General features: G+C 41.9%; 22 protein-coding genes. 14 read left to right on the top strand and 8 right to left on the bottom strand.

The window, feature by feature from the left end; all coding sequences use genetic code 11:
- The first annotated feature begins 7 nt into the window (after positions 1-7).
- From pspF to gstA, 9 genes are all read left to right on the top strand, one after another.
- A complete protein-coding gene (pspF, locus tag OO184_RS00500) occupies positions 8-1,012 on the top strand; it encodes a phage shock protein operon transcriptional activator (RefSeq protein ID WP_265377521.1) in 1,005 nt (334 codons plus the stop codon).
- A gap of 257 nt (positions 1,013-1,269) precedes the next feature.
- A complete protein-coding gene (gene sapA, locus OO184_RS00495; RefSeq protein WP_265377520.1) occupies positions 1,270-2,934 on the top strand; it encodes an ABC transporter substrate-binding protein SapA in 1,665 nt (554 codons plus the stop codon).
- Entirely contained in the window at positions 2,931-3,896 is a 966-nt protein-coding gene (gene sapB, locus OO184_RS00490) for a putrescine export ABC transporter permease SapB (RefSeq protein WP_265377519.1), read from the top strand. The genes sapA and sapB overlap by 4 nt, the downstream gene beginning before the upstream one ends.
- The gene (gene sapC / locus OO184_RS00485; protein ID WP_265377518.1) at positions 3,883-4,773 is read left to right on the top strand and encodes a putrescine export ABC transporter permease SapC; all 891 of its coding nucleotides are present in this window, start codon (positions 3,883-3,885) and stop codon (positions 4,771-4,773) included. Before sapB ends, sapC begins: the two co-directional genes overlap by 14 nt.
- The gene (gene sapD, locus OO184_RS00480) at positions 4,773-5,765 is read left to right on the top strand and encodes a putrescine export ABC transporter ATP-binding protein SapD (protein ID WP_265377517.1); all 993 of its coding nucleotides are present in this window, start codon (positions 4,773-4,775) and stop codon (positions 5,763-5,765) included. The genes sapC and sapD overlap by 1 nt, the downstream gene beginning before the upstream one ends.
- A complete protein-coding gene (gene sapF, locus OO184_RS00475; RefSeq protein ID WP_132344104.1) occupies positions 5,766-6,575 on the top strand; it encodes a putrescine export ABC transporter ATP-binding protein SapF in 810 nt (269 codons plus the stop codon).
- Positions 6,576-6,749: 174 nt separating this feature from the next.
- Complete coding sequence (gene fabI / locus OO184_RS00470) at positions 6,750-7,538, top strand: enoyl-ACP reductase FabI (protein WP_088374497.1); 789 nt, start codon at positions 6,750-6,752, stop codon at positions 7,536-7,538.
- A 422-nt stretch (positions 7,539-7,960) separates the two neighbouring features.
- A complete protein-coding gene (locus OO184_RS00465) occupies positions 7,961-8,719 on the top strand; it encodes a hypothetical protein (RefSeq protein WP_265377516.1) in 759 nt (252 codons plus the stop codon).
- A gap of 379 nt (positions 8,720-9,098) precedes the next feature.
- Positions 9,099-9,704: a glutathione transferase GstA gene (gene gstA / locus OO184_RS00460; RefSeq protein ID WP_265377515.1), complete on the top strand. Its 606-nt coding sequence runs from the start codon at positions 9,099-9,101 to the stop codon at positions 9,702-9,704.
- Positions 9,705-9,750: 46 nt separating this feature from the next.
- Here gstA and pdxY read toward each other — a convergent pair whose 3' ends face one another.
- The 4 genes from pdxY to anmK all read right to left on the bottom strand — a co-directional run bounded on the left by pdxY (position 9,751) and on the right by anmK (position 14,175).
- Complete coding sequence (gene pdxY, locus OO184_RS00455; RefSeq protein ID WP_265377514.1) at positions 9,751-10,614, bottom strand: pyridoxal kinase PdxY; 864 nt, start codon at positions 10,612-10,614, stop codon at positions 9,751-9,753.
- Between the two features lie 225 nt (positions 10,615-10,839).
- On the bottom strand, positions 10,840-12,114 hold the full coding sequence (gene tyrS, locus OO184_RS00450) for a tyrosine--tRNA ligase (protein ID WP_265377513.1): 1,275 nt from the start codon (positions 12,112-12,114) through the stop codon (positions 10,840-10,842).
- Positions 12,115-12,359: 245 nt separating this feature from the next.
- Positions 12,360-13,013 carry a pyridoxamine 5'-phosphate oxidase gene (gene pdxH, locus OO184_RS00445; protein ID WP_265377512.1) on the bottom strand — a complete coding sequence of 218 codons (654 nt, stop codon included), beginning with the start codon at positions 13,011-13,013 and terminating at the stop codon, positions 12,360-12,362.
- Positions 13,014-13,062: 49 nt separating this feature from the next.
- Positions 13,063-14,175 (bottom strand): anhydro-N-acetylmuramic acid kinase, encoded by a 1,113-nt coding sequence (gene anmK, locus OO184_RS00440; protein WP_265377651.1) that lies wholly within the window; start codon positions 14,173-14,175, stop codon positions 13,063-13,065.
- Between the two features lie 347 nt (positions 14,176-14,522).
- On the opposite strand from anmK, the gene OO184_RS00435 reads away from it, so the two are divergent.
- Positions 14,523-14,993 (top strand): outer membrane lipoprotein, encoded by a 471-nt coding sequence (locus OO184_RS00435; RefSeq protein ID WP_088374491.1) that lies wholly within the window; start codon positions 14,523-14,525, stop codon positions 14,991-14,993.
- 87 nt (positions 14,994-15,080) lie between these two features.
- Here the strand turns inward: OO184_RS00435 and slyA are convergent, their stop codons facing one another.
- On the bottom strand, positions 15,081-15,512 hold the full coding sequence (slyA, locus tag OO184_RS00430) for a transcriptional regulator SlyA (RefSeq protein ID WP_036805437.1): 432 nt from the start codon (positions 15,510-15,512) through the stop codon (positions 15,081-15,083).
- 558 nt (positions 15,513-16,070) lie between these two features.
- A complete protein-coding gene (locus OO184_RS00425; protein ID WP_265377511.1) occupies positions 16,071-16,310 on the bottom strand; it encodes a DUF1289 domain-containing protein in 240 nt (79 codons plus the stop codon).
- A gap of 172 nt (positions 16,311-16,482) precedes the next feature.
- Here OO184_RS00425 and gloA point away from each other — a divergent pair, with 172 nt between their 5' ends.
- Positions 16,483-16,896 carry a lactoylglutathione lyase gene (gene gloA / locus OO184_RS00420; protein WP_265377510.1) on the top strand — a complete coding sequence of 138 codons (414 nt, stop codon included), beginning with the start codon at positions 16,483-16,485 and terminating at the stop codon, positions 16,894-16,896.
- Positions 16,896-17,552 carry a ribonuclease T gene (gene rnt, locus OO184_RS00415; protein ID WP_265377509.1) on the top strand — a complete coding sequence of 219 codons (657 nt, stop codon included), beginning with the start codon at positions 16,896-16,898 and terminating at the stop codon, positions 17,550-17,552. Before gloA ends, rnt begins: the two co-directional genes overlap by 1 nt.
- Before the next feature lie 191 nt (positions 17,553-17,743).
- Here the strand turns inward: rnt and OO184_RS00410 are convergent, their stop codons facing one another.
- Positions 17,744-18,091, bottom strand: coding sequence for a Grx4 family monothiol glutaredoxin (locus OO184_RS00410; RefSeq protein WP_265377508.1), 348 nt, complete (start codon positions 18,089-18,091; stop codon positions 17,744-17,746).
- Positions 18,092-18,915: 824 nt separating this feature from the next.
- Between OO184_RS00410 and purR the strand changes: the two genes are divergently transcribed.
- On the top strand, positions 18,916-19,941 hold the full coding sequence (gene purR / locus OO184_RS00405) for an HTH-type transcriptional repressor PurR (RefSeq protein ID WP_049581318.1): 1,026 nt from the start codon (positions 18,916-18,918) through the stop codon (positions 19,939-19,941).
- Between the two features lie 6 nt (positions 19,942-19,947).
- On the opposite strand, the gene punR is transcribed toward purR, so the two are convergent.
- Positions 19,948-20,856, bottom strand: a complete 909-nt coding sequence (punR, locus tag OO184_RS00400) for a DNA-binding transcriptional activator PunR (protein WP_265377507.1) — start codon at positions 20,854-20,856, stop codon at positions 19,948-19,950.
- Between the two features lie 147 nt (positions 20,857-21,003).
- On the opposite strand from punR, the gene punC reads away from it, so the two are divergent.
- Positions 21,004-22,200 carry a purine nucleoside transporter PunC gene (gene punC, locus OO184_RS00395; protein ID WP_265377506.1) on the top strand — a complete coding sequence of 399 codons (1,197 nt, stop codon included), beginning with the start codon at positions 21,004-21,006 and terminating at the stop codon, positions 22,198-22,200.
- Positions 22,201-22,351: the final 151 nt, after the last annotated feature.

The following is a 22,351-nucleotide window of genomic DNA, read 5'->3' as shown; positions in this document are numbered from 1 at the left end:
AATAACCATGAATGACGCCACAGAAAATCTATTAGGTGAAGCAAACAGCTTTATCGAAATCCTGGAGCAGGTATCCGCACTAGCAAAATTAAATAAACCCGTCATCGTTATTGGGGAACGCGGAACCGGCAAAGAGCTGATTGCCCGCCGCTTGCATTATTTATCCCCCCGCTGGCAAGGGCCATTTATCTCCTTAAACTGCGCAGCGTTGAATGAAAATTTATTGGATTCAGAGTTATTTGGTCATGAGGCTGGCGCATTTACCGGCGCACAAAAAAAGCATCAGGGCCGATTTGAACGTGCCGATGGGGGAACGCTATTTCTTGATGAATTAGCAACCGCACCAATGCAAGTTCAGGAAAAGCTATTGCGCGTTATTGAATATGGGCATCTTGAACGCGTTGGCGGCAGTCAACCATTACAGGTCGATGTTCGATTAATATGCGCCACCAATGATGATCTGCCCGCAATGGCAACTAAGGGGCAATTCCGCGCCGATTTGCTCGATAGACTGGCTTTTGATGTGGTCAAAATCCCTCCATTGCGCCAACGACAACAGGATATCATGTTGCTAGCACAACACTTCGCTATTCAAATGTGCCGCGAACTTGATTTGCCACTATTTCCCGGTTTTACTGACCAAGCAAAACAACAGTTACAGAATTACACTTGGCCCGGTAATATCCGTGAACTGAAAAATGTTGTGGAACGATCGGTTTATCGTCACGGCGAGAATGCTGATCAACTTGATAATGTTATTATTAATCCATTCGCCTCCACACCACATTTTATAGCTCATGTTGATGACGGTAATGATTTATCTTCACAACTTCTGCCTTCACTGCCCGTTAATTTGAAACAGTGGCAACATGACAGCGAACGGCAATTAATAGAGTTATCATTAAAAGAGAGCAGGTTTAACCAAAGAAAAGCGGCAGATAAACTACGGCTGACCTATTATCAGTTACGAGGCTTAATGAAGAAACATGATATCAATACCGGTGATAAATGAGCCGAATTACAGATAAAAAAAAGCCAGCACCCGAGCTGGCTAAAAAAACACTGGAAGCAATGTGAGCAATGTCGTGCCTTTCCTGGGACATAAAACCTGTTCCCCGGAAGTGCGATACAGATGATAATGGTTATCAATACGTTTTGTAAAGCACTTTGTTGAGAATTTTTCTCATTATCATCACCGCAGCGTTTTTTTGGGCTCAAGCGCTATTTGAGATACAATGTGTCAATTCTAATTAATAACAGATGCCATATATGCGTAGTTTGATTTATTGGATCATATTATCCCTTTCAGCCCCGGCTATTGCAGAAACAATGGCTACGCCTGAAAAAAAGCCTCACGTTCCGGCTGACATTCAGCAACACGGGTTTATTTATTGCGTTAATGGCAATCTGAATACCTTTAATCCTCAACTGACTAGCAGTGGTTTAACTGTCGATACACTGGCCGCCCAACTCTACGAACGTCTATTAGACGTTGATCCTTATACGTACCGTTTGCTCCCTGAATTGGCCTCTCATTGGGAGACACTGGATAATGGCGCTACTTACCGCTTTTATTTACGCCGTAATGTCTCATTTCAATCAACAGACTGGTTTACTCCGACCCGTACAATGAATGCTGATGATGTCATCTTTAGCTTTAAGCGTCTGTTTGATAAGCAGCACTATTATCATAACGTCAATGGCGGGCATTACCCCTATTTTGACAGTCTCCAACTGGCCGATTCTATTCAAAGTATCCGTAAAATTAATGAATATACGGTGGAATTTCGCCTGAACGAACCAGACGCCTCTTTTCTTTGGCATTTGGCAACCCACTATGCCCCAATACTTTCACAAGAATATGGGCAACAATTGCATCAAATGAATCGCCATGAACAAATTGACTGGAAACCTGTCGGCACAGGCCCGTTTATGTTGAAAGATTATCGGACCAGGCAATTTATCCGTCTGGTTCGCCATGATAAATACCGGAAAGGCAAACCACAAATGCGGCAAATAGTTATTGACGTCGGCGCCGGCGGCACTGGCAGGATGTCTAAGCTTTTAACCGGTGAATGTGATGTATTAGCGTATCCCGCAGCCAGCCAGCTTACGGTTTTACGAGATGATCCTCGCCTGCGTCTGACTTTACGCCCAGGAATGAATGTCGCTTATCTGGCTTTCAATACCAGCAAGCCGCCTCTTGATAAACTACAGGTTCGGCAAGCCATTGCCTACGCTATTAATAACCAACGGCTGATGCAATCCATCTATTATGGTACGGCGGAAACAGCCTCATCAATTTTACCTCGGGCGTCATGGGCTTATGATAATCAAACTGAGATTACGGAATACAACCCAGAAAAATCCCGCAAAATACTTAATGACCTTGGATTAAATGGCTTGCAATTGAGCTTATGGGTACCTTCCGCCTCTCAATCATACAATCCAAGTCCACTCAAAATGGCAGAATTGATTCAGGCCGATTTAGCACAAGTTGGTATTATCATGAGTATTAAGCCTGTTGAGGGCCGATTTCAAGAAACCAAGCTGATGGATAAATCTCACGATATGACCCTATCAGGTTGGTCAACTGACAGTAATGACCCAGACAGTTTTTTCCGGCCGCTGTTAAGTTGTGCCGCTATCGCTTCACAGACCAATTTCAGTCATTGGTGTGATCCAGCATTTGATAAAACTTTGCGGGAAGCTTTAATTAACCAGCAATTATTATCCCGAATTAAGTATTATCATGCAGCTCAACAAATCCTTGAACAGCAATTGCCTATATTACCATTAGCCTATTCTCTGCATTTACAGGCTTACCGTTACGATATTAAAGGGCTAGTACTCAGTCCATTTGGTAATGCCTCTTTCGCTGGTGTTTATCGGGAAAAAGAGACTGATCAAATGACCCAGAAAGGTGGCAAATGATTATTTACACTCTCCGTCGTCTGCTTTTGCTGATTATTACCCTGTTTTTCCTGTCGCTGATAAGCTTTAGCCTCAGCTACTTTACCCCTAATGCTCCTCTCAGCGGGGCATCCTTGTTTGATGCTTATATATTCTTTTTCCACAGCTTATTACTATGGGATTTTGGTGTATCCAGCATCAACGGTGAACTTATCAGCGAACAATTATGGGAAGTGTTTCCCGCCACAATGGAGCTCTGTATTCTGGCTTTCTCTGTCGCGTTGCTAATCGGCATCCCACTCGGGATTATTGCGGGAGTATGGCGTAACAAACCAGCGGATACTTTTATTACCTCCATTGCCTTAATCGGATTTTCTATCCCGATTTTTTGGCTAGCACTATTACTCACCCTATTTTTTTCTCTTTATCTCGGCTGGCTACCGGTCTCAGGACGCTTTAATCTGCTATATCAGATTGAACCTGTGACAGGTTTCTCATTAATTGATGCCTGGTTATCAAAATCGCCCCATCGTAATGAAATGATCATCAGTGCCATGCAACACTTGTTGCTACCCGTTATTACACTCGCCGTTGCACCGACAACCGAAGTTATTCGGTTGATGAGAAACAGTACAGAAGAGGTTTTTGGCGAGAACTATATTAAAGCCGCCTCAACCCGTGGTTTATCGAGGCTGACAATTATCCGTCGTCATGTATTACACAATGCATTGCCCCCTATCATCCCGAAATTAGGATTACAATTTTCCACCATGTTGACACTGGCAATGATGACGGAGCTGGTATTTAACTGGCCGGGACTTGGTCATTGGTTAGTCAGCGCCATTCGTCAGCAAGATTATTCCGCCATTTCTGCGGGTGTTATGGTGATTGGCACACTGGTGATTTTAGTCAATGTTCTGTCTGATATTATTGGCGCAATGACTAACCCTCTGAAGCATAAGGAATGGTATGCCCTTAGATAATTTTTATCGTGAAAAGAAAATGCCATCACCGATAAAGGTCATCTGGCGCTTTTTCTATTCGGACATGTTGGCAATGATGGGGTTTTATGGGGTGCTTATTCTGATTGCCCTAAGTCTGTTTGGTGAATATCTGGCCCCCTATGAACTCGATCAACAATTTCTTGGTCACCAGCTACTGCCGCCGTCATGGTCATATCACGGTAATATCGCATTTTTTCTAGGTACCGACGATCTTGGGCGCGATATCCTCAGCCGATTGCTAATAGGTACGGCATCTACATTCGGTTCAGCGCTGTTAGTCACTTTAGCGGCTGCTTTATGTGGTTTGATTATCGGCTGTCTGGCAGGCATGACACGAGGACTGAAATCCGCGGTACTTAATCATATTCTCGATACATTACTCTCTATCCCATCACTATTGCTGGCAATTATTGTCGTCGCCTTTGTGGGCGCCAGTTTGCAGCATGCAATAATCGCTATTTGGTTGGCGCTGTTGCCACGTATCGTTCGCACGGTTTACAGCGCAGTTCACGATGAGCTAGATAAAGAATATGTCATTGCCGCTCGTCTGGATGGCGCCTCTAATTACCATATTCTATGGTATGCGGTATTACCAAACATTACCGCCGCCTTGATCAACGAGCTAACACGCGCCCTTTCTATCGCCATACTTGATATTGCTTCACTTGGTTTTCTTGATCTTGGCGCTCAACTTCCCTCGCCTGAATGGGGAGCCATGTTGGGCGATTCACTGGAGCTAATCTATGTTGCGCCTTGGACCGTTATGTTGCCCGGCGCAGCAATCATGTTCAGTGTCTTGTTAGTCAATTTATTAGGTGATGGATTACACCGTGCAATTAATTCCGGGGTGGAATAATGCCATTACTCGATATTCGCAATCTCACTATTGAATTTATGACTGCCAAAGGGCCAGTTAAAGCGGTTGATCGCGTTAGCATGTCACTGACAGAAGGCGAAATACGCGGTCTGGTGGGTGAATCCGGCTCAGGTAAAAGCCTGATTGCCAAAGCAATAAGCGGCGTCACTAAAGATAATCTTAAAGTGACGGCTGACCGTTTTCGCTTCGATGATATTGACCTGCTCCGCCTGACTCCACGGCAACGCCGAAAAGTCATCGGCCACAATATCTCAATGATTTTTCAGGAGCCACAATCCTGCCTTGATCCTTCTGAAAATATTGGTCGGCAACTCATTCAAGCCATCCCCGGCTGGACTTACAAAGGCCGCTGGTGGCAACGTTTCAAATGGCGAAAACGCCGGGCTATTGAATTACTCCACCGTGTGGGAATTAAAGATCATAAAGACATCATGAGTAGCTTCCCTTGCGAATTAACGGAAGGAGAGTGCCAGAAGGTGATGATTGCTATCGCATTGGCTAACCAACCACGCCTGCTGATTGCAGATGAACCAACCAATGCGATGGAACCGACCACCCAGGCTCAGATTTTCCGCCTGTTAGCACGATTGAATCAGAACAATAACACCACCATTTTACTGATAAGCCATGACTTGCAAGTCATGAGCAAATTAGTGGATCGCATTAATGTTCTGTATTGTGGTCAAACGGTAGAAAGCGCCGTTCCCGATGAATTACTGGTAACGCCACACCACCCCTACACACAAGCGTTAAGCCGCGCTATCCCTGATTTTGGTAGCTCTTTGCCTCATAAAAGCAGGTTAAACACCTTACCCGGCGCCATTCCATCCCTTGAGCATCTACCCATCGGCTGCCGTTTAGGCCCGCGTTGCCCTTACGCGCAAAAAACGTGCATTGAAACACCGCGATTGCGGGTGATAAAAAACCATGCTTTTGCCTGCCACTTTCCACTGAATCTGGAGGAACAGTAATTGGTTAATACTCTGCTAGAAGTCAGGAACCTGGCTAAAACTTTTCGTTATCGAACCGGTTTTTTTCATCGTCAACACCTTGATGCGGTGAAACCCGTCAGCTTTACCTTAAAGGCAAAACAGACACTGGCGATTATTGGTGAGAACGGTTCTGGAAAATCAACACTGGCAAAGATGCTTTCAGGCGTTATCGAGCCAACTTCCGGCGAAATCATGATCGACGGCCACAAACTCACTTACGGTGATTATAGTTATCGCAGTCAACGCATTCGCATGATATTTCAGGACCCAAGTACATCGCTAAATCCTCGTCAACGTATTGGACAAATTCTTGCTATTCCCCTTCTGCTTAATACAGAACTCAATACAATGGAACGGGAAAAACGGATCAACCAGACATTGCGACAAGTTGGCCTGTTACCGGACCATGCCAATTATTATCCACATATGCTCGCCTCAGGCCAAAAACAGCGAGTAGCACTGGCGCGCGCATTAATATTACAACCTCAGATTATTATTGCTGATGAGGCATTAGCATCACTCGATATGTCTATGCGATCTCAAATCATTAATCTGATGTTGGAATTACAGGAAAAACACGGTATTTCTTATCTCTATGTCACCCAGCATCTTGGCATGATGAAACATATCAGCGATCAGGTGCTTGTCATGCATCAAGGGGAAGTTGTTGAACGGGGAAATACAGCAGAAGTGTTGGCTTCTCCTCTGCATGATATGACTCGCCGTCTGATCGCCAGCCATTTTGGGGAGCCACTCACCGCTGATGCCTGGCGACAAGATATTCCTTAACATATAGAAAACGATAATCACTGCTCGGAGCAGAACGCAAAATACAGCATATTTCTCTCTAGCGTGATAGAATTACTGGGTTTATTAACAATAAAACGTCATATTGATATTGTCTCTGTGAGCAATTTTAATCCATGAATATCATTACCGGCGTTATCACACAAGGATACTGTTATGGGTTTTATGACCGGCAAGCGCATTCTGATCACTGGCGTCGCCAGTAAACTCTCCATCGCTTATGGTGTTGCAAAAGCAATGCATGACCAGGGAGCTGAGCTGGCTTTCACTTATCAAAATGACAAGTTGAAACCTCGTGTTGAAGAATTTGCTGCTTCTCTGAACTCGACTATTGTTCTGCCTTGCGATGTAGTTGAAGATGCAAGCATCGAAGCCCTGTTCACTGAATTGAGTAAAGTTTGGCCAAAATTCGATGGCTTTGTTCACTCTATTGGCTTTGCGCCTGCTGACCAACTGGATGGTAACTATGTCAGCGCCGTTACCCGCGAAGGCTTTAGAATTGCACACGACATCAGCTCTTACAGCTTTGTTGCTATGGCAAAAACTTGCCGTGAAATGCTGAACCCAAACTCTGCTTTACTGACTCTCACCTATCTGGGAGCGGAGCGCTCAATCCCTAACTATAATGTCATGGGTCTGGCAAAAGCATCTCTGGAAGCTAACGTTCGTTATATGGCTAATGCTATGGGTGCTGAAGGCGTTCGTGTTAACGGTATCTCTGCCGGTCCTATCCGCACTTTGGCTGCATCCGGCATCAAAGATTTCCGTAAAATGCTGGCTCACTGTGAAGCCGTTAACCCAATTCGCCGTACCGTAACAACTGAAGATGTTGGTAACGCTGCGGCATTCTTGTGCTCGGATCTGTCCGGCGGTATTACCGGTGAAATCCTGCATGTTGACGGTGGTTTCAGCATTGCTGCAATGAATGAACTGGAATTGAAATAATCTAGTTAATAACCAGTAATTTTCAATTCACAAGGTCCGAAAAGTTAGTTTTTCGGGCCTTTTATTATTGGTAATAATAATAGATTAATTTCTTCATTAAATCATCACTAATTGATAAGAATTAATTTCAAATTAAAATATAAAAAAATATTAGAGGGAATTATTAAACCCTTTGTAATTAAAGAGTTAAATGATATTACCTTATAATTGTTTTACTGAAATAAAAAATATCATCTCGTTTCCTTGCACTAATCAGTAATATGTCCTTTAATATAATCAACAACTTAATTTCATATAATCGATTATCATTACGATATTTTTAGTGCAATATTTTATTATCATTTTGAAATTTTAGTTTGGATTTTATATTTCATGCTTTTATACAATTTAATGATATTTATTATTTTAGCAAGGTGCATAAAATGAAAAATGATTTTTTAATTATATCCAATATGTTTAAATCAATCAGCAATATAAAGCTGCCAGAATGCCTGAAAAATCATAATCTATCCCAAGAAATTGTCGTTTCTTGGGATGAGTTTAGTGAATCATTATATCGCTGGCCATCAACATTGGAAGATTATGAATATGCATATAATTCCGATGAACAAGATATTGATAGAATTATTAAAAATATACACAAAGCAACAACCTATTTAGGTTCGCTTAGCAGTGGATATTTAGGTCTTGGTTATATTGCCAGAGTCAGCCATGCATTGAAAGAAATTGAGTCAGATTTTAGCAGGCTAAATGATTTCATCTCAAAATTGCCACAACTCTTTGAAATATCTCAAATTGATTTTGAGCGCAAGAAAAACTTCGCAGAAAAAACACATATAAAAATACAACAATTATTAAAGAATATTCCTGATGGAGAAGATAAAAAACAAATATACAAGGTATCTTTATTGATGGAAGAAATCACTTTGAACATATCAGATGTTTCATTTAGCCTTAGAAATATAAATAATTCCATCAATAGACTTAATGGACAAATAAAAACAATTAATAAGATTTATAATGATTTAGTCGAAAGCTTTAATGAAGAGAATAAAAAAGATATTTTCACAAGAAACTATAGACAATGCATGGCTTATTTTAGTGACTTCACAAATAAATTCAATTTATTTTCCTATGATTACAAATCATTTAACAAGAATAATATATTAATTATCTTATAACCAATATAAGATAATTTTTTGCAACTATCAATAATCTCTATTATTTATTCCGTATAATATAACCAGTTGTGAAATATGCTATATAACACAAAATACGGGGAAGTTTTGGATAAGTCGCTTCATCCACGACTACCCCCTAAATTTCTATATTAATGCAACCCATCCACTTGAAAATAATGATAAAAAAAACAGATAATCGCTGCTATACCAGATCATAGAAAAGGATTAATCACCATATAATCACACCACCTTATATCTATTTAATTATCAATTTGATATAACATATTTCCATATGCCGTGGTAGTATATACTAAGGCTATGCCTTACTGAGTTCCTTTGTCCTATATATCTATTACCGGAAATTTTTAAGGAGCGATACATGAAACTTTATTACCAACCTGGAGCTTGCTCCCTATCACCCCATATTATACTTCGTGAAGCGGGGCTCGATTTCAGCGTGATTAAAGTTGATCTGAAAACTAAAAAAACGGAGAACGGCGACGATTTTTTCGCAGTCAATCCAAAAGGCCAAATACCCACTCTTCTGTTAGATAACAATGAAATCCTTACTGAAGGAGCTGTTATTGTTCAATATATTGCCGACCAGAAACCGGACAAAAAATTAATTGCGCCAGCCGGAACTATGGAGCGATATCATCAACTTGAATGGCTTAGCCATATTTCCAGTGAAATTCATAAAGGATTTTCACCCCTGTTCATGCCAGGAACACCAGAAAATTATCGCCCTGTTGCTATTAATAATCTACTTAAGAAATTCAAGTATATAGATGAAGTATTAGCAAAACAGCCATACATTGCCGGGGAGCATTTTACTGTTGCTGACGCTTATTTATTTACACTCAGTAACTGGGCGCCTTTAGTGCAATTGGATCTATCCAATCTGGTTCATCTTAAAGCTTATCAAAAGAAGATTGCAGAACGTCCACATGTTCGTGATGCATTGAAAGCCGAAGGATTAATTTAAAAATAAAAAACCGTTCCACTCAATGTCAGTGGAACGGTTAAATATCTTAATCCAATTGTGTCGCACAGAATTTATGACCAGGCGCCGCCATCCTGTCCTGAGCAGCCACAATTTGTAATTCGTATTCGCCCATATCTTTCGTTGTTACCATCACTTCATAAACCGCAGCGGCAACATATTCAAGGGCAGTTTGTAAAGACTCGCCTTTTAACAAATTAACCAATAACAAGCCGCTGGTTAAATCACCAACACCAACCGGCTGGCGTTCACCAAAATCCACCAAAGGCCGACTCACATGCCAGCTATGTTCTTTAGTCACTAATAGCATTTCAAAATGATCAGGCCGATAACCAGCACGACTAAGGTGTTTAACCAGTACAATATCCGGCCCTTTTTCACATAATGTTCGAGCAGCCACAACAGCCTGTTCTACATTAGTTACTTTCTGCATACTGAGTGTTTCAAGCTCCAGTAAATTTGGCGCAATGATATCACTGACAGGGAGCGCTTCTTCACATAAAAATTCGGCCACCCCAGGCACCACAATACAACCTTTTTCTGGGTGACTCATAACGGGATCGCAGAAATACCAAGCATCAGGATTCACTGCTTTTACCCGTTTCACTATATCGATAATATGGCTCCCCTGCTCCGCTGAGCCGATATATCCACTCAATACCGCATCACAAGATTTGAGCTGTTCGATTTCTTCTATGCCCTGAACGATCTCTGTAAGATGGTTCGCTGGCATAATACACCCTTTCCATTGAGCATATTGGGTGTGATTTGAAAACTGTACTGTATTCAACGGCCATACGTTTACCCCCATCCGACGCATAGGGAATTCCGCAGCGCTGTTACCAGCGTGACCAAAAACAACATGGGATTGAATTGAAAGAATATTTTTCACAATGACGACCTATATTTTTATTCTGGCTTTTGTTTATAAGATTAAAGTCATAGTAAGAGGAAGGGCAACATTACCGTTGCCCCATCATATACCCGTCATCTTTCAAGTTGCCTCTTTGTTGGCTACACTCGCTCACCCCAGTCACATAGTTTGCTATGCTCCCGAGGATTCGCTCCCTTGCCGTCGCGATGCATCTTGATATCTATAGGGTATATATAATATTAGTTATTTCCAGCAGATCAAACAATCGTGTTTTTTACCACGACGCAACAGGGTATAACGACCAAACAGACGGTTACTGTCAGTAAACAGATATTCAGGTTCAGATTGTTTTTCACCATTCACTGCGACAGCGTTGGAACTGATCATCGTACGAGCCTGACCACGAGAAGGTACTAACCCGGCATTAACCAAAGCTTGTTGCAAATCTGCACCTTTTTCCAACTCGATTACCGGCATACCATCCTGTGCCAATTGAGCAAAATCCGCTTCGGTCAAATCAGCAACAGCCCCGGAGAATAAACTTTCTGTAATCCGTTTAGCGGCTGCCAACCCTTCTTCACCATGCACCATACCAGTGACTTGTTCTGCCAACACATACTGAGCACGAGGAGCTTTGCCGCTATTTTTATCTTCTTCTTCCAAAGCATCAATATCTTCAAGATTCATAAAGGTAAAGAATTTCAGGAAGCGATAGACATCGGCATCCGCAGTGTTAATCCAGAATTGATAGAATTTATACGGGCTGGTTTTCTTTGGATCCAACCAAACAGCGCCACCTTCCGTTTTGCCAAATTTAGTGCCATCAGATTTCGTGATCAATGGAACAGTCATGCCAAATACTTGTTTCTGGTTGATACGACGAGTTAGATCAATACCAGAAGTAATATTCCCCCACTGGTCAGAACCACCAATCTGTAACTCAACACCATGTACTTCATTCAGGCGAACAAAGTCATAGGATTGCAGTAGATTGTAAGAAAACTCAGTGAAAGAAATGCCCACATCATCACGGTTCAAACGCTGCTTAACTGCCTCTTTATTAATCATCTGATTAACTGAGAAATGTTTGCCGATATCACGTAGGAAAGTCAGAACATCCATGTTGCCAAACCAATCATAATTATTGGCTGTTTTAGCGCTATTTTCGCCACAATCAAAATCGAGGAAAGGTGAAACTTGTTTACGAATTTTCTCCACCCACTCTTTAACGGTATCTTCAGTATTCAATTTACGTTCGGCGGCTTTGAAACTTGGATCGCCAATCAAACCCGTAGCCCCACCAACTAACGCCACAGGTTTATGCCCGGCTAGCTGGAATCGTTTTAAACACAGCAAGGGAACCAGATGCCCCAAATGCAAGCTGTCAGCGGTCGGATCGAAACCACAATAGAGGGAGACAGGGCCCTGCGCCAGTCTCTCCGCTAACGCATTCTCATCCGTCACCTGGGCAATGAGGCCCCGCTCTTGCAGTTGTTTTATCAGGTTATTGCTAGACATTAATGACTCCATCAATTTGTGTATTTTGTCTGGTTATACCCGTCATCTTTCAAGTTGCCTCTTTGTTGGCTGCACTCACTCACCCCGGTCACATAGTTATCTATGCTCCCGGGGATTCGCTCCCTTGCCGTCGCGATGCATCTTGAAATCCATTGGGTATATATAAATCGCTACTTAAAAAGAGTGCGGCATAGCATAAAACGCCGATACTATAAGTGCTAGTATTAAAAATGATAATCCACGATTTATGGTGCAAGCCTGTCAATACTCCAGCTATCACCTTGTCGTTGATAAATGAACCGATCATGGAGCCGGTTTGCGCCGCCTTGCCAAAATTCAACAGAATCAAAGGTCACTTTAAATCCTCCCCAAAAGCTAGGCAAAGGCACCTCACCATTCAGGAATTTCTGTTTTAGTTCAAGGAATTTCCCTTCTAAAACGCCGCGGGCGGAAATACGAGAAGATTGTTGTGACGCCCATGCAGCAATCTGACTATCTCTGGGACGACTATGGAAATATTTCACCACTTCAACAGGAGAAAGACGTTCCGCTTTACCAAGAAAAGAGACTTGCCTTTCCAGAGGATACCAAGGGAAATGGAGGCTGATTTTGCTATTCTGCGCCAAATGTTTTGCTTTCCGGCTGCCTAAATTTGTATAGAAAACCAAGCTATTGGTATCAAAATGCTTCAATAACACAATACGTTGATAAGGTTGACCGTTCTCATCGACTGTCGCTATACACATTGCAGTTGGATCACTCAACTTAGCTTCGAATGCTTGCTTGAGCCAACGCTCAAAAAGTTCGATAGGTTCTTTAGTCAAATCTTTACGTCTTAACCCACCGCGAATATATTCACGGCGTAATTCTGCAACATCAAATTCATTATGTTCTGACATTAACGTAGCTCTGTTTATGACTCACTAAATACCAGACAGCTTATCATTGTTATTGATTAATAACAGGATAAATCGCTCCCAAAATAGTTTCAGTACTCGCACCGGTAACAGAGGGTAAATTCCCTGGCGCACCTGACATAGTACGGAATGCTAACCAGGCAAATGCCAGCGCTTCCATATCATCACCACTTAGGCCATATTTATCTGTCGGGCAAACTTCTGTCCCCGCTAATAATGCGGAAAGTCTACTCATTATCTGTGGGTTACGCGCGCCGCCGCCACAAACCAACAGACGTTCACACCCACCACTCAACATGATTTGCTGTGACACAGATACGGCTGTCAGCTCGGCCAGTGTTGCCTGGACATCAACTGGTAATATGTCAGGAAAATTAGCTAATTGCGCCTCCAACCAACTCATATTGAAATACTCTCGACCTGTGCTTTTAGGAGCTGGTCGTGAAAAGTAGTGATCAGAAAGCATTTGTCTCAGTAACGGGTTATTAACCGTACCTTCCCGCGCCCATTGCGCATCTTTATCATAAGGTTTTTTCTGATGGCGCCATACCCAACTATCCATCAGCATATTACCCGGACCTGTGTCATACCCTTTGACCGGTGATCCCGGTAATAGCGTCGTTATATTGGCAATACCACCGATATTGAGAATTATCCTACGTTCTGTCGGATGACCTAAGACGGCGAAGTGAAAAGCCGGAACTAATGGCGCTCCCTGTCCGCCATATGCCATATCCCTCCGACGAAAATCGCCAACCACAGTCATCCCAGTTAAAGCTGCAATACGGTTATTATCGCCAAGTTGCATAGTGAAAGGCGTGTGACTATCTGGCTCATGCCAAACGGTTTGTCCATGACATCCTACAGCGATAATGTCACTGGTGGTCAACCCGGTTTTAATCAGTAAGCCTTGTACCGCTTCAGCGAATAAAGAACCAAGTTCATAATCTAACCGACCGATTGCCGATAATGTCGTTTGTTGCCCTTGACAGACTGCGAGAATTTTCTGTTTTAATTCGTGTGGGAATGGATGCGAATAACTGGCTTGCTGAGCCACAACTTTATCATTGATTGCCGCAAGCACCACATCAACGCCATCCAAACTTGTACCTGACATTACACCAATATAACGACCTGACTTTATAACCATTGAATTTGCCTTCCTGCTTAAAATCTGTCTTGATAAAATCAGAAACCACGCCAATAACTATAAAGCGCAGTGGTTTTGGCTGTATATGACTAATAGACAAACTAAGGAATAAAACCTGAGTTTTGGAAACAACTTCACAAAAAATGCTGAATTTCTCATTAATAGCTATTTCTTTTAAAAATCTCTATTGACGTTTAATATATGTTTAGCACTAGATTGCTAATGTACTGGCATCGTATTTGAATAAACTTTTTATTACTTATTGCCAATGCCAGTTGTTAGCCTGATTGCTCAGTAAGCTATCAGATTTCCGCAATCAGGCATCGAAATTAGGAGTTATTATGTTTAAGCACTTTTTAGTTAGCGCGGTTGCCGTCGCTTCATTATCAGGTTGTGTCAACACCGATTCTCTTTCTGGTGATACCTATACTGCTGGACAAGCTAAGCAGGTCCAGACTGTCTCTTACGGTACAATTGTTTCTGTTCGTCCTATCAATATTCAGGCGGGTAGCGATGAGAATGTATTAGGCGCAATTGGCGGCGCAGTTTTAGGAGGCTTGGTCGGTAATACTATTGGCGGCGGCAGCGGCAACACATTAGCGACTGCCGCGGGCGCGATTGCCGGTGGCGTCGCAGGCCAAAATGTTCAGGGAGCTCTTAACACAACTAAAGGTGTAGAACTCGAAATTCGTCGTGACAGCGGTGAAAGCATCATTGTTGTCCAAAAACAAGGCAAAACTGTCTTCCACAAAGGCCAACGTGTAAGACTTGCAGGCCAAGGTAATAATATTACTGTTTCACCTCGCCAATAAGGAGACAGAGATAAGAAAACCGTGACTTCATTTCAGTAAGTCGCGGTCTTCTTTCATCCGGTTAGCATTTCATGGATATCGTAATTACTATCTACTCTGTAATTGGATAATATTTTGCTCTAACTTCTGTACTAAAGTGGAAAGAAAAGCAAGTTCCTCGCGTGAAATACCCTCCAGAATCTCATTTCTTGTGGATTCAATAACACCATCCAACTCCCTAATAACCGATGCAGAATCTTCAGTTAGCTTGATTCTCTTTGCACGACGATCATTGGCACAAGTATGCCGGGTGATAAGTTTTTTTTCCTCAAGTTGATCTAATGTCCTGACCAAAGATGGTTGCTCAATACCGATAGCTTTCGCCAACTGTATCTGAGATTGCTCCTGAGGTAACCGGCTAATATTGTATAACGTTACCCAATGAGTCTGAGTTAATTCTAACGGCTTTAAACGGTAGTCAATTAAAGCACGCCAAATACGAACTAACCGTGCCAGATCTGATCCCAATGTAGATTCCAATTGTCCCTCCTTAAATAACTAGCCTACTAAACATAACAGCCAAATTTTTCTAAATCAGGCTAACTAGCCTTAAAAAAGTATATATAACTTCTGTATAATCACAGTAAATTCTTAGCAACTAACTAATTCAGGTAACTATAACCAAGAATAACTAAACTTAATTTAAACTCAGAACAAAACAATTAACATACAATATTTTTACCACAAAAACTATCAGAACTATGAATACAAGCAGACAGAAACCAATAAATATCATTCAATACTTTATTCAAAGTACTATAAGAATAGCTGTCATCTAAATGCTAAGCTATCTATTTTTACATTAATGTTGTTTTTATTTTACATTTATCACACAATCGATCTTAAAACTACATTTAAAACATAAAGTTATAAAAACATTCAAATAAGCTCCCTTAGTCTTTTCGTTAAGTCAGAAATAAAAAAATAACAAACAAAATGCTTAAGATTATAGTAGAACATTTATAACTTCGCCAAAAATATAACCCTATATAAGTAAATCATTGAATTGTTAACCCTAATAACATCAAAAATCTCTAATTAAAATAGTGATGGCTGTTCAGGTGGTTCTCCATCTGTCTGATTTTGTGCTCTCAATGCACGTAAATATCTTTGCCGGCACAGTCGCAATACTTCACGTTTTTGCCCATCAGACATTTTCATCCAATTAAATCTTTCTTCCCGGCTGCGATAACACCCCAGACAAAAACCTCGCTCATTAGCCTGACAAATTCCTCGACACGGACTGGGAATAGCAAAAAACTCCAGTTGCTCAGCCATCACATCCCGTTTCCTATACAATTAACATACTATATTTAATTATAAACCTAGATGAGAATAAATTATAATTATGGGCAAATTGAACTGTAACCGTAAGACACGTTATAGTTAGTGGTTTTTGTGCGACCTATCGCACAAAAATATCGGTAAAACCATTAAATTAGAGGTAATTATGCGTTTACTCCATACCATGATCCGTGTTGGCGATCTGCAACGCTCCATTAATTTTTACACTGAAGTGTTAGGAATGCGTCTGCTACGCACCAGTGAAAACACCGAATATAAATACTCACTCGCCTTCGTTGGCTATGCTGATGAAAGCGAAGGAGCAGTCATCGAGTTAACCTATAATTGGGGAGTTGACCATTATGAAATGGGAAATGCCTTTGGTCACATTGCATTAGGTGTTGATGATGTCGCAGCCACTTGTGAATCTATTCGCAAAGCCGGAGGTAACATTACCCGTGGAGCAGGCCCTGTAAAAGGCGGAACAACCATTATTGCTTTCGTTGAAGATCCAGATGGTTACAAAATTGAACTTATTGAAAACAAAAATGCCAGCAACGCCCTAGGTAACTCGATCTGATGTCCGATAAAAAAGAGCCAAACGTCCTTAGCGGACGTTTTCGCGGTTATTACCCTGTTGTTATTGATGTTGAAACTGGCGGCTTTAATGCCAAAACAGATGCATTACTTGAAATTGCCGCCGTTACACTGGAGATGGATGGTGAAGGTTGGCTAACGCCTGGCGAATCGCTTCACTTCCATATTGAGCCATTTGCAGGAGCCAATCTTGAACCAGCAGCCCTGGCGTTCACCGGCATTGATCCATTAAATCCGCTACGTGGAGCAGTGAGTGAATATGCAGCTCTACACGCTATCTTTAAAATGGTTCGTAAAGGGATAAAAAATAATCACTGTAATCGGGCAATTATCGTTGCTCATAATGCTAGCTTCGATCATAGCTTTGTTATGGCTGCCGCGGAGCGCACCGGACTAAAGCGCAATCCGTTTCATCCGTTTGCAACTTTTGACACCGCTGCTTTAGGCGGCCTGGTATTAGGACAAACAATCTTAGCAAAAGCCTGCATCACCGCCGGCATCCCATTCGACAATCATCAGGCTCACAGTGCTTTATACGATACTGATCGTACCGCTGAATTATTCTGTGAAATGGTTAACCGTTGGAAACAACTTGGTGGTTGGCCATTAGCGACGGCAGCAGAAGAAAAAGCCGGATAAATAGCTGAGCGGCTAGATTAATATAATCAAATCTAAACTTAAGCAATAATACCCCCCATATATCAATATATGGGGAGATAGCATAATAATCTGTCTATACCCGTTATCTTTCAAGTTGCCTCTTTGTTGGCTGCGCTCCCTTGCCGTCGCGATGCATCTTGAAATCCATAGGGTGTTAAGTAATTAAAAAATTACTCTGTCGCGTCTTCGGCCTGAGAACGATATTTATCAGCAGTTTCTTTGATTAATGTTTGTAACTCACCACGCTGATACATTTCAATGATAATATCGCATCCACCTATCAACTCACCTTCCACCCAAAGCTGAGGAAAGGTTGGCCAATTAGCATATTTTGGCAATTCTGCACGAATATCTGGATTTTGCAAAATATCTACGTAAGCAAAACGTTCACCACATGCAGACAAAGCCTGAACAGCCTGAGCAGAAAATCCACAATTTGGCAATTTAGGAGAACCCTTCATATACAATAAAATTGGGTTTTCTTTAATTTGGCGTTCAATCTTATCAATAGTCGTCATTTTTATTTCCTTTAAACCAACACTATGTTGATAACCAACATCGTCACAATATTACGGAGAATACCATTTTCTCTCACTAAGATGTATCCTGATCTTTTCTTATCCTGGCGCAGATGACATCATTCTCACTGTTATTTATCGTAGAAGTTGTTAGGATAACCAGAAATTTACCGATACAACGGTGGAAGATTTTAGTGCTGGACTAGGCTTCGCGGGCTAGGAAAACAGATAGCAGTCCGGCTATCGTGAATACGTCAAGCAACTACCACTAGCAAATTTCTGGGCGTTAATTAACTGGGAATTTGTTACAGAAAATCTGGCTTAACAACCATCAGATTAATTCATTACTATTTGTTTTAATACTTAAACTGTTTTAACACTCAAAGGCAAAGGGCAGATAAACCACTGAGACTATCTGCCCAATTTCCTTTAACGTAAAGCCCAATTTTTAAATCATCTAATCAGTTCAAAACATCAGGCAAAGATCAAGCAAAGAGCGGCAAAAATGGCAATCATCACCAACGTGCTGACAGCAGTAAATAAACCAAGCTTCAAATCGGTATTCATAGAGCCTCCTCAGAATGAAAAGTTTATAACGACAAATACCAATCTATTGAGATGGTTAATTGCCCTTACACAAGGAAAAGCATAAATAGCGATTACCATACATTTTATAACACTGATTATTGCTTTCACTTTTGAGCCAGATCAGACAAAATCCAGGATTTATCGCTAACTTATTACCAGTGCCTGTGTAAAAGGGCTGGTAAGCGATTAACAAAACGTTTTAAATTTAGACCAAAAGGTCAGGAGTCTTTCACCTCATGGCAACGATCAAAGATGTGGCTAAGCACGCTGGCGTCTCAACCACTACCGTATCCCATGTTATTAATAAAACCCGCTTCGTCGCTGAAGATACTAAAGCTGCCGTTTGGGCTGCTATTAAGGCTCTGAATTATTCACCCAGTGCTGTAGCTCGCAGTCTGAAAGTTAACCACACAAAATCGATCGGATTACTGGCAACGTCCAGTGAAGCCCCCTATTTTGCTGAAGTCATTGAGGCCGTTGAAAACAGTTGTTATAGCAAAGGCTATACGCTGATTTTATGTAACTCACACAATAACATTGATAAACAGAAAGCTTATCTCGCCATGCTGGCGCAAAAACGTGTAGATGGACTGCTGATTATGTGTTCAGAATACCCGGAACAGTTGTTGGGAATGTTAGAAGATTATCGCAATATTCCAATGGTCGTCATGGATTGGGGACAAGTCAGAAGTGATTTCACCGATACGATTATTGATAACGCATTACACGGCGGTTATCTGGCTGGTCGTTATCTTATCGAGCGCGGTCATCGTGACATTGGCGCGATCCCCGGCCCTCTGGCACGAAATACCGGCGGCGGCCGCCATCAAGGATTCTTGAAGGCGTTAAAAGAAGCCAACATTCCGATTAGAGAAGAGTGGATTATTCAAGGGGATTTTGAGCCAGAATCGGGCTATAAAGCTATGCATCAAATCCTGAATCAAAAACAGCGTCCGACTGCGGTTTTCTGCGGCGGAGATGTTATGGCTATGGGGGCTATTTGTGCTGCCGATGAATTAGGATTACGCGTCCCACAGGATATTTCTATCATCGGCTATGACAATATACGCAACGCTCGTTATTTCTCTCCGGCATTGACCACCATTCATCAGCCAAAAGAACGACTGGGGCAAATGGCATTTTCTATGTTACTGGACAGAATAATCAACAAACGTGAAGATGCGCAAACTATTGAAGTACATCCTCGCCTGGTTGAACGACGCTCTGTCGTAGATGGCCCATTTATCGATTATCGTCGTTAATCCGCTCTATTCATCCTGAAGCCATTCAGCATTAAGTGTTTCACTATCGCCAAGATAGTCAAGCAGCCAACTTAATGCTGGAGAATGGCTGTTTTGTACCCATGCCAAACAACATGGACTGTCTGGTAAAGGCTGTTCCAATTCCAGCACGGCTAGTTTCTTCTGCCGAATAAGCGGCATTGCCCTATGCTTAGGCACCATTCCCACACATAACCCCTCATTCAAGCAAGACAGACCAGACTCCCAATCAGGAACCACTAGCCTGCGCTGATTATCCAGATTCCAAGTGTCACGCTTCGGTAAATTACGGGATGTATCTTCAAGGCACAAACTGGGATAAGGCCGCATTTGGTCATCAGATAGCGGACCCGGCGACTGAGTCAGCGCATGACCTGCGCTAACAACACATAGCCAGGGCATAAACCCCATATCTCGGAAACTATACCTTTCCCCGACTGGAGCTACCCGGGTTGCACCAATTGCAACATCAACTCGACTATCCACCAGCGCGTCCCATACACCATTAAACACCTCCTGATGAACAAAAAGCTCTATATCAGGAAAATGGTGATAGAAATTAAGAATAAGCTGACGACTACGTTCCGGTTTGACAACCCGATCAATAGCAATACTAAATTGCCCTCTCCAGCCATTGGCAATTTGTTGACACTGGTGACGAGTGTTAATCATTTTTTTGATAACAGAGCGAGCTTCCTTGATAAAAATAGCGCCTGCCTCAGTTAATTCCACATCCCGATGACGACGCTCAAACAACGAAACAGCAAGCCACTCTTCCAATTGTCTTACGGTATAACTGATCGCAGAAGGGACACGGTGCAGCTCCGATGCAGCGGCACTAAAACTGCCTGTTCTGGCAACCGCATCCACGACTTCAAGTGAATATTCCGACCACATAATTTTACCTTTCAATTTTTTTCACAGCACTATGCAAATATTACCATTTCACAAGTAAAAATCACGACATATAGAATATGTGTCAATATTGTTATCTACCCATCACTGCAAATTATTTCAATCATGACATTCAAAGAGAGTAATCAAATGAAAAACTCAAGTCAGTTTATGTTCTATCTTGCAGGCTTGAGTATGCTAGGTTATCTGGCTATTGATATGTATCTGCCAGCATTCGGTGCTATGCAACAAGAATTAGGTACATCGGCAAACGCAATTAGTGCCAGCCTAAGTATCTTTCTTGCCGGTTTCGCCTTTGCGCAACTTTTGTGGGGGCCTCTTTCAGATCGCTTTGGCAGAAAGCCGATTATCATCACCGGGTTATCCCTGTTTTCCATTGGCTGTCTGGGTATGATGTGGGTAACAGACTCCACCCAACTTTTAGTTTTGCGTTTTATCCAAGCCATAGGTGTTTGTTCAGCCGCTGTCTCATGGCAAGCATTAGTTATTGATCGTTACGATTCCAATCGTACCAAACGTGTTTTTGCAACGATTATGCCCCTGGTTGCGCTCTCCCCTGCCCTGGCGCCTTTGGTAGGGGCCTGGCTGTTGCAACATGGCGGCTGGCGCACCATTTTCCTAGTCTTACTGACAATTACATTATTACTGTTGTTTTTTACTCTGTTCTTGCAAGAAAATCGCAAAAACCGTGAAACTCAAATGCAAACAAATAGTGCCTCTTTCCTTACGCTATTAAAATCACCACTATTTAGTGGCAATGTTCTAATATTCGCATCATGTAGCGCCGGCTTTTTTGCCTGGTTAACCGGCTCACCGTCGATTCTTGGTGAAATGGGATATACTCCAAATGACATCGGTTTGAGTTATGTCCCTCAAACGCTGGCCTTTATCGTTGGAGGTTATGGATGCCGCAGTATTTTGGCCAAAATAAAAAGTGAAATTATTTTCCCTTATCTGTTAATTGGCTACGCTGTCAGCATGATTGCGCTCTATTTGATTGCAAAATTTAGCGAGCCAACGCTATTCACTATTCTGGTGCCTTTCTGCTTTATGGCCGCGATGAATGGCGCATCATACCCAATTGCAGTAGCAAATGCTTTATCCGCTTATCCACAAGACAGCGGAAAAGCCACGGCATTACAAAATACGCTTCAATTAGGGCTCTGTTTCATTGCCAGCCTGATCGTATCGGCATTTATCAGCAATCCACTTATCTCCACAACTACTGTCATGGTTGCTACCGTTGTTCCAATGGCATTAGGATATTTTATACAGTGGAAAAAAAACGCTAATCGCCGCATTCAAACAGTCGAACAGAATTCCTAATATTAATCAAATTGTTATCTCAATAAAGGCTGCTAATTATCAATTAATTTCAGCCTTTATTTATTAATTGATGAAACAATTTTACGCCCTTATACTCAATAAAGCTCTTTATTATAAATCACCTGGAATTTGAGGTTTTCAGGAGCAATGA

It is taken from the genome of Photorhabdus aballayi (assembly GCF_026153155.1).
Classification (GTDB): domain Bacteria; phylum Pseudomonadota; class Gammaproteobacteria; order Enterobacterales; family Enterobacteriaceae; genus Photorhabdus; species Photorhabdus luminescens.
This window is presented reverse-complemented; position numbering and strand designations above follow the sequence as displayed.

Bases quoted from the DNA above. Each gene is read 5' to 3' on its own strand.
- OO184_RS00425 (WP_265377511.1), bottom strand. From the start codon at position 16,310: ATGGCTGAGCAACTGGAGTTTTTTGCTATTCCCAGTCCGTGTCGAGGA.
- tyrS (WP_265377513.1), bottom strand. From the start codon at position 12,114: ATGTCTAGCAATAACCTGATAAAACAACTGCAAGAGCGGGGCCTCATT.
- gloA (WP_265377510.1), top strand. From the start codon at position 16,483: ATGCGTTTACTCCATACCATGATCCGTGTTGGCGATCTGCAACGCTCC.
- rnt (WP_265377509.1), top strand. From the start codon at position 16,896: ATGTCCGATAAAAAAGAGCCAAACGTCCTTAGCGGACGTTTTCGCGGT.
- OO184_RS00410 (WP_265377508.1), bottom strand. From the start codon at position 18,091: ATGACGACTATTGATAAGATTGAACGCCAAATTAAAGAAAACCCAATT.
- fabI (WP_088374497.1), top strand. From the start codon at position 6,750: ATGGGTTTTATGACCGGCAAGCGCATTCTGATCACTGGCGTCGCCAGT.
- pdxH (WP_265377512.1), bottom strand. From the start codon at position 13,013: ATGTCAGAACATAATGAATTTGATGTTGCAGAATTACGCCGTGAATAT.
- punC (WP_265377506.1), top strand. From the start codon at position 21,004: ATGAAAAACTCAAGTCAGTTTATGTTCTATCTTGCAGGCTTGAGTATG.
- sapC (WP_265377518.1), top strand. From the start codon at position 3,883: ATGCCCTTAGATAATTTTTATCGTGAAAAGAAAATGCCATCACCGATA.
- sapD (WP_265377517.1), top strand. From the start codon at position 4,773: ATGCCATTACTCGATATTCGCAATCTCACTATTGAATTTATGACTGCC.
- sapB (WP_265377519.1), top strand. From the start codon at position 2,931: ATGATTATTTACACTCTCCGTCGTCTGCTTTTGCTGATTATTACCCTG.
- purR (WP_049581318.1), top strand. From the start codon at position 18,916: ATGGCAACGATCAAAGATGTGGCTAAGCACGCTGGCGTCTCAACCACT.
- OO184_RS00465 (WP_265377516.1), top strand. From the start codon at position 7,961: ATGAAAAATGATTTTTTAATTATATCCAATATGTTTAAATCAATCAGC.
- gstA (WP_265377515.1), top strand. From the start codon at position 9,099: ATGAAACTTTATTACCAACCTGGAGCTTGCTCCCTATCACCCCATATT.
- OO184_RS00435 (WP_088374491.1), top strand. From the start codon at position 14,523: ATGTTTAAGCACTTTTTAGTTAGCGCGGTTGCCGTCGCTTCATTATCA.
- sapA (WP_265377520.1), top strand. From the start codon at position 1,270: ATGCGTAGTTTGATTTATTGGATCATATTATCCCTTTCAGCCCCGGCT.
- punR (WP_265377507.1), bottom strand. From the start codon at position 20,856: ATGTGGTCGGAATATTCACTTGAAGTCGTGGATGCGGTTGCCAGAACA.
- pspF (WP_265377521.1), top strand. From the start codon at position 8: ATGAATGACGCCACAGAAAATCTATTAGGTGAAGCAAACAGCTTTATC.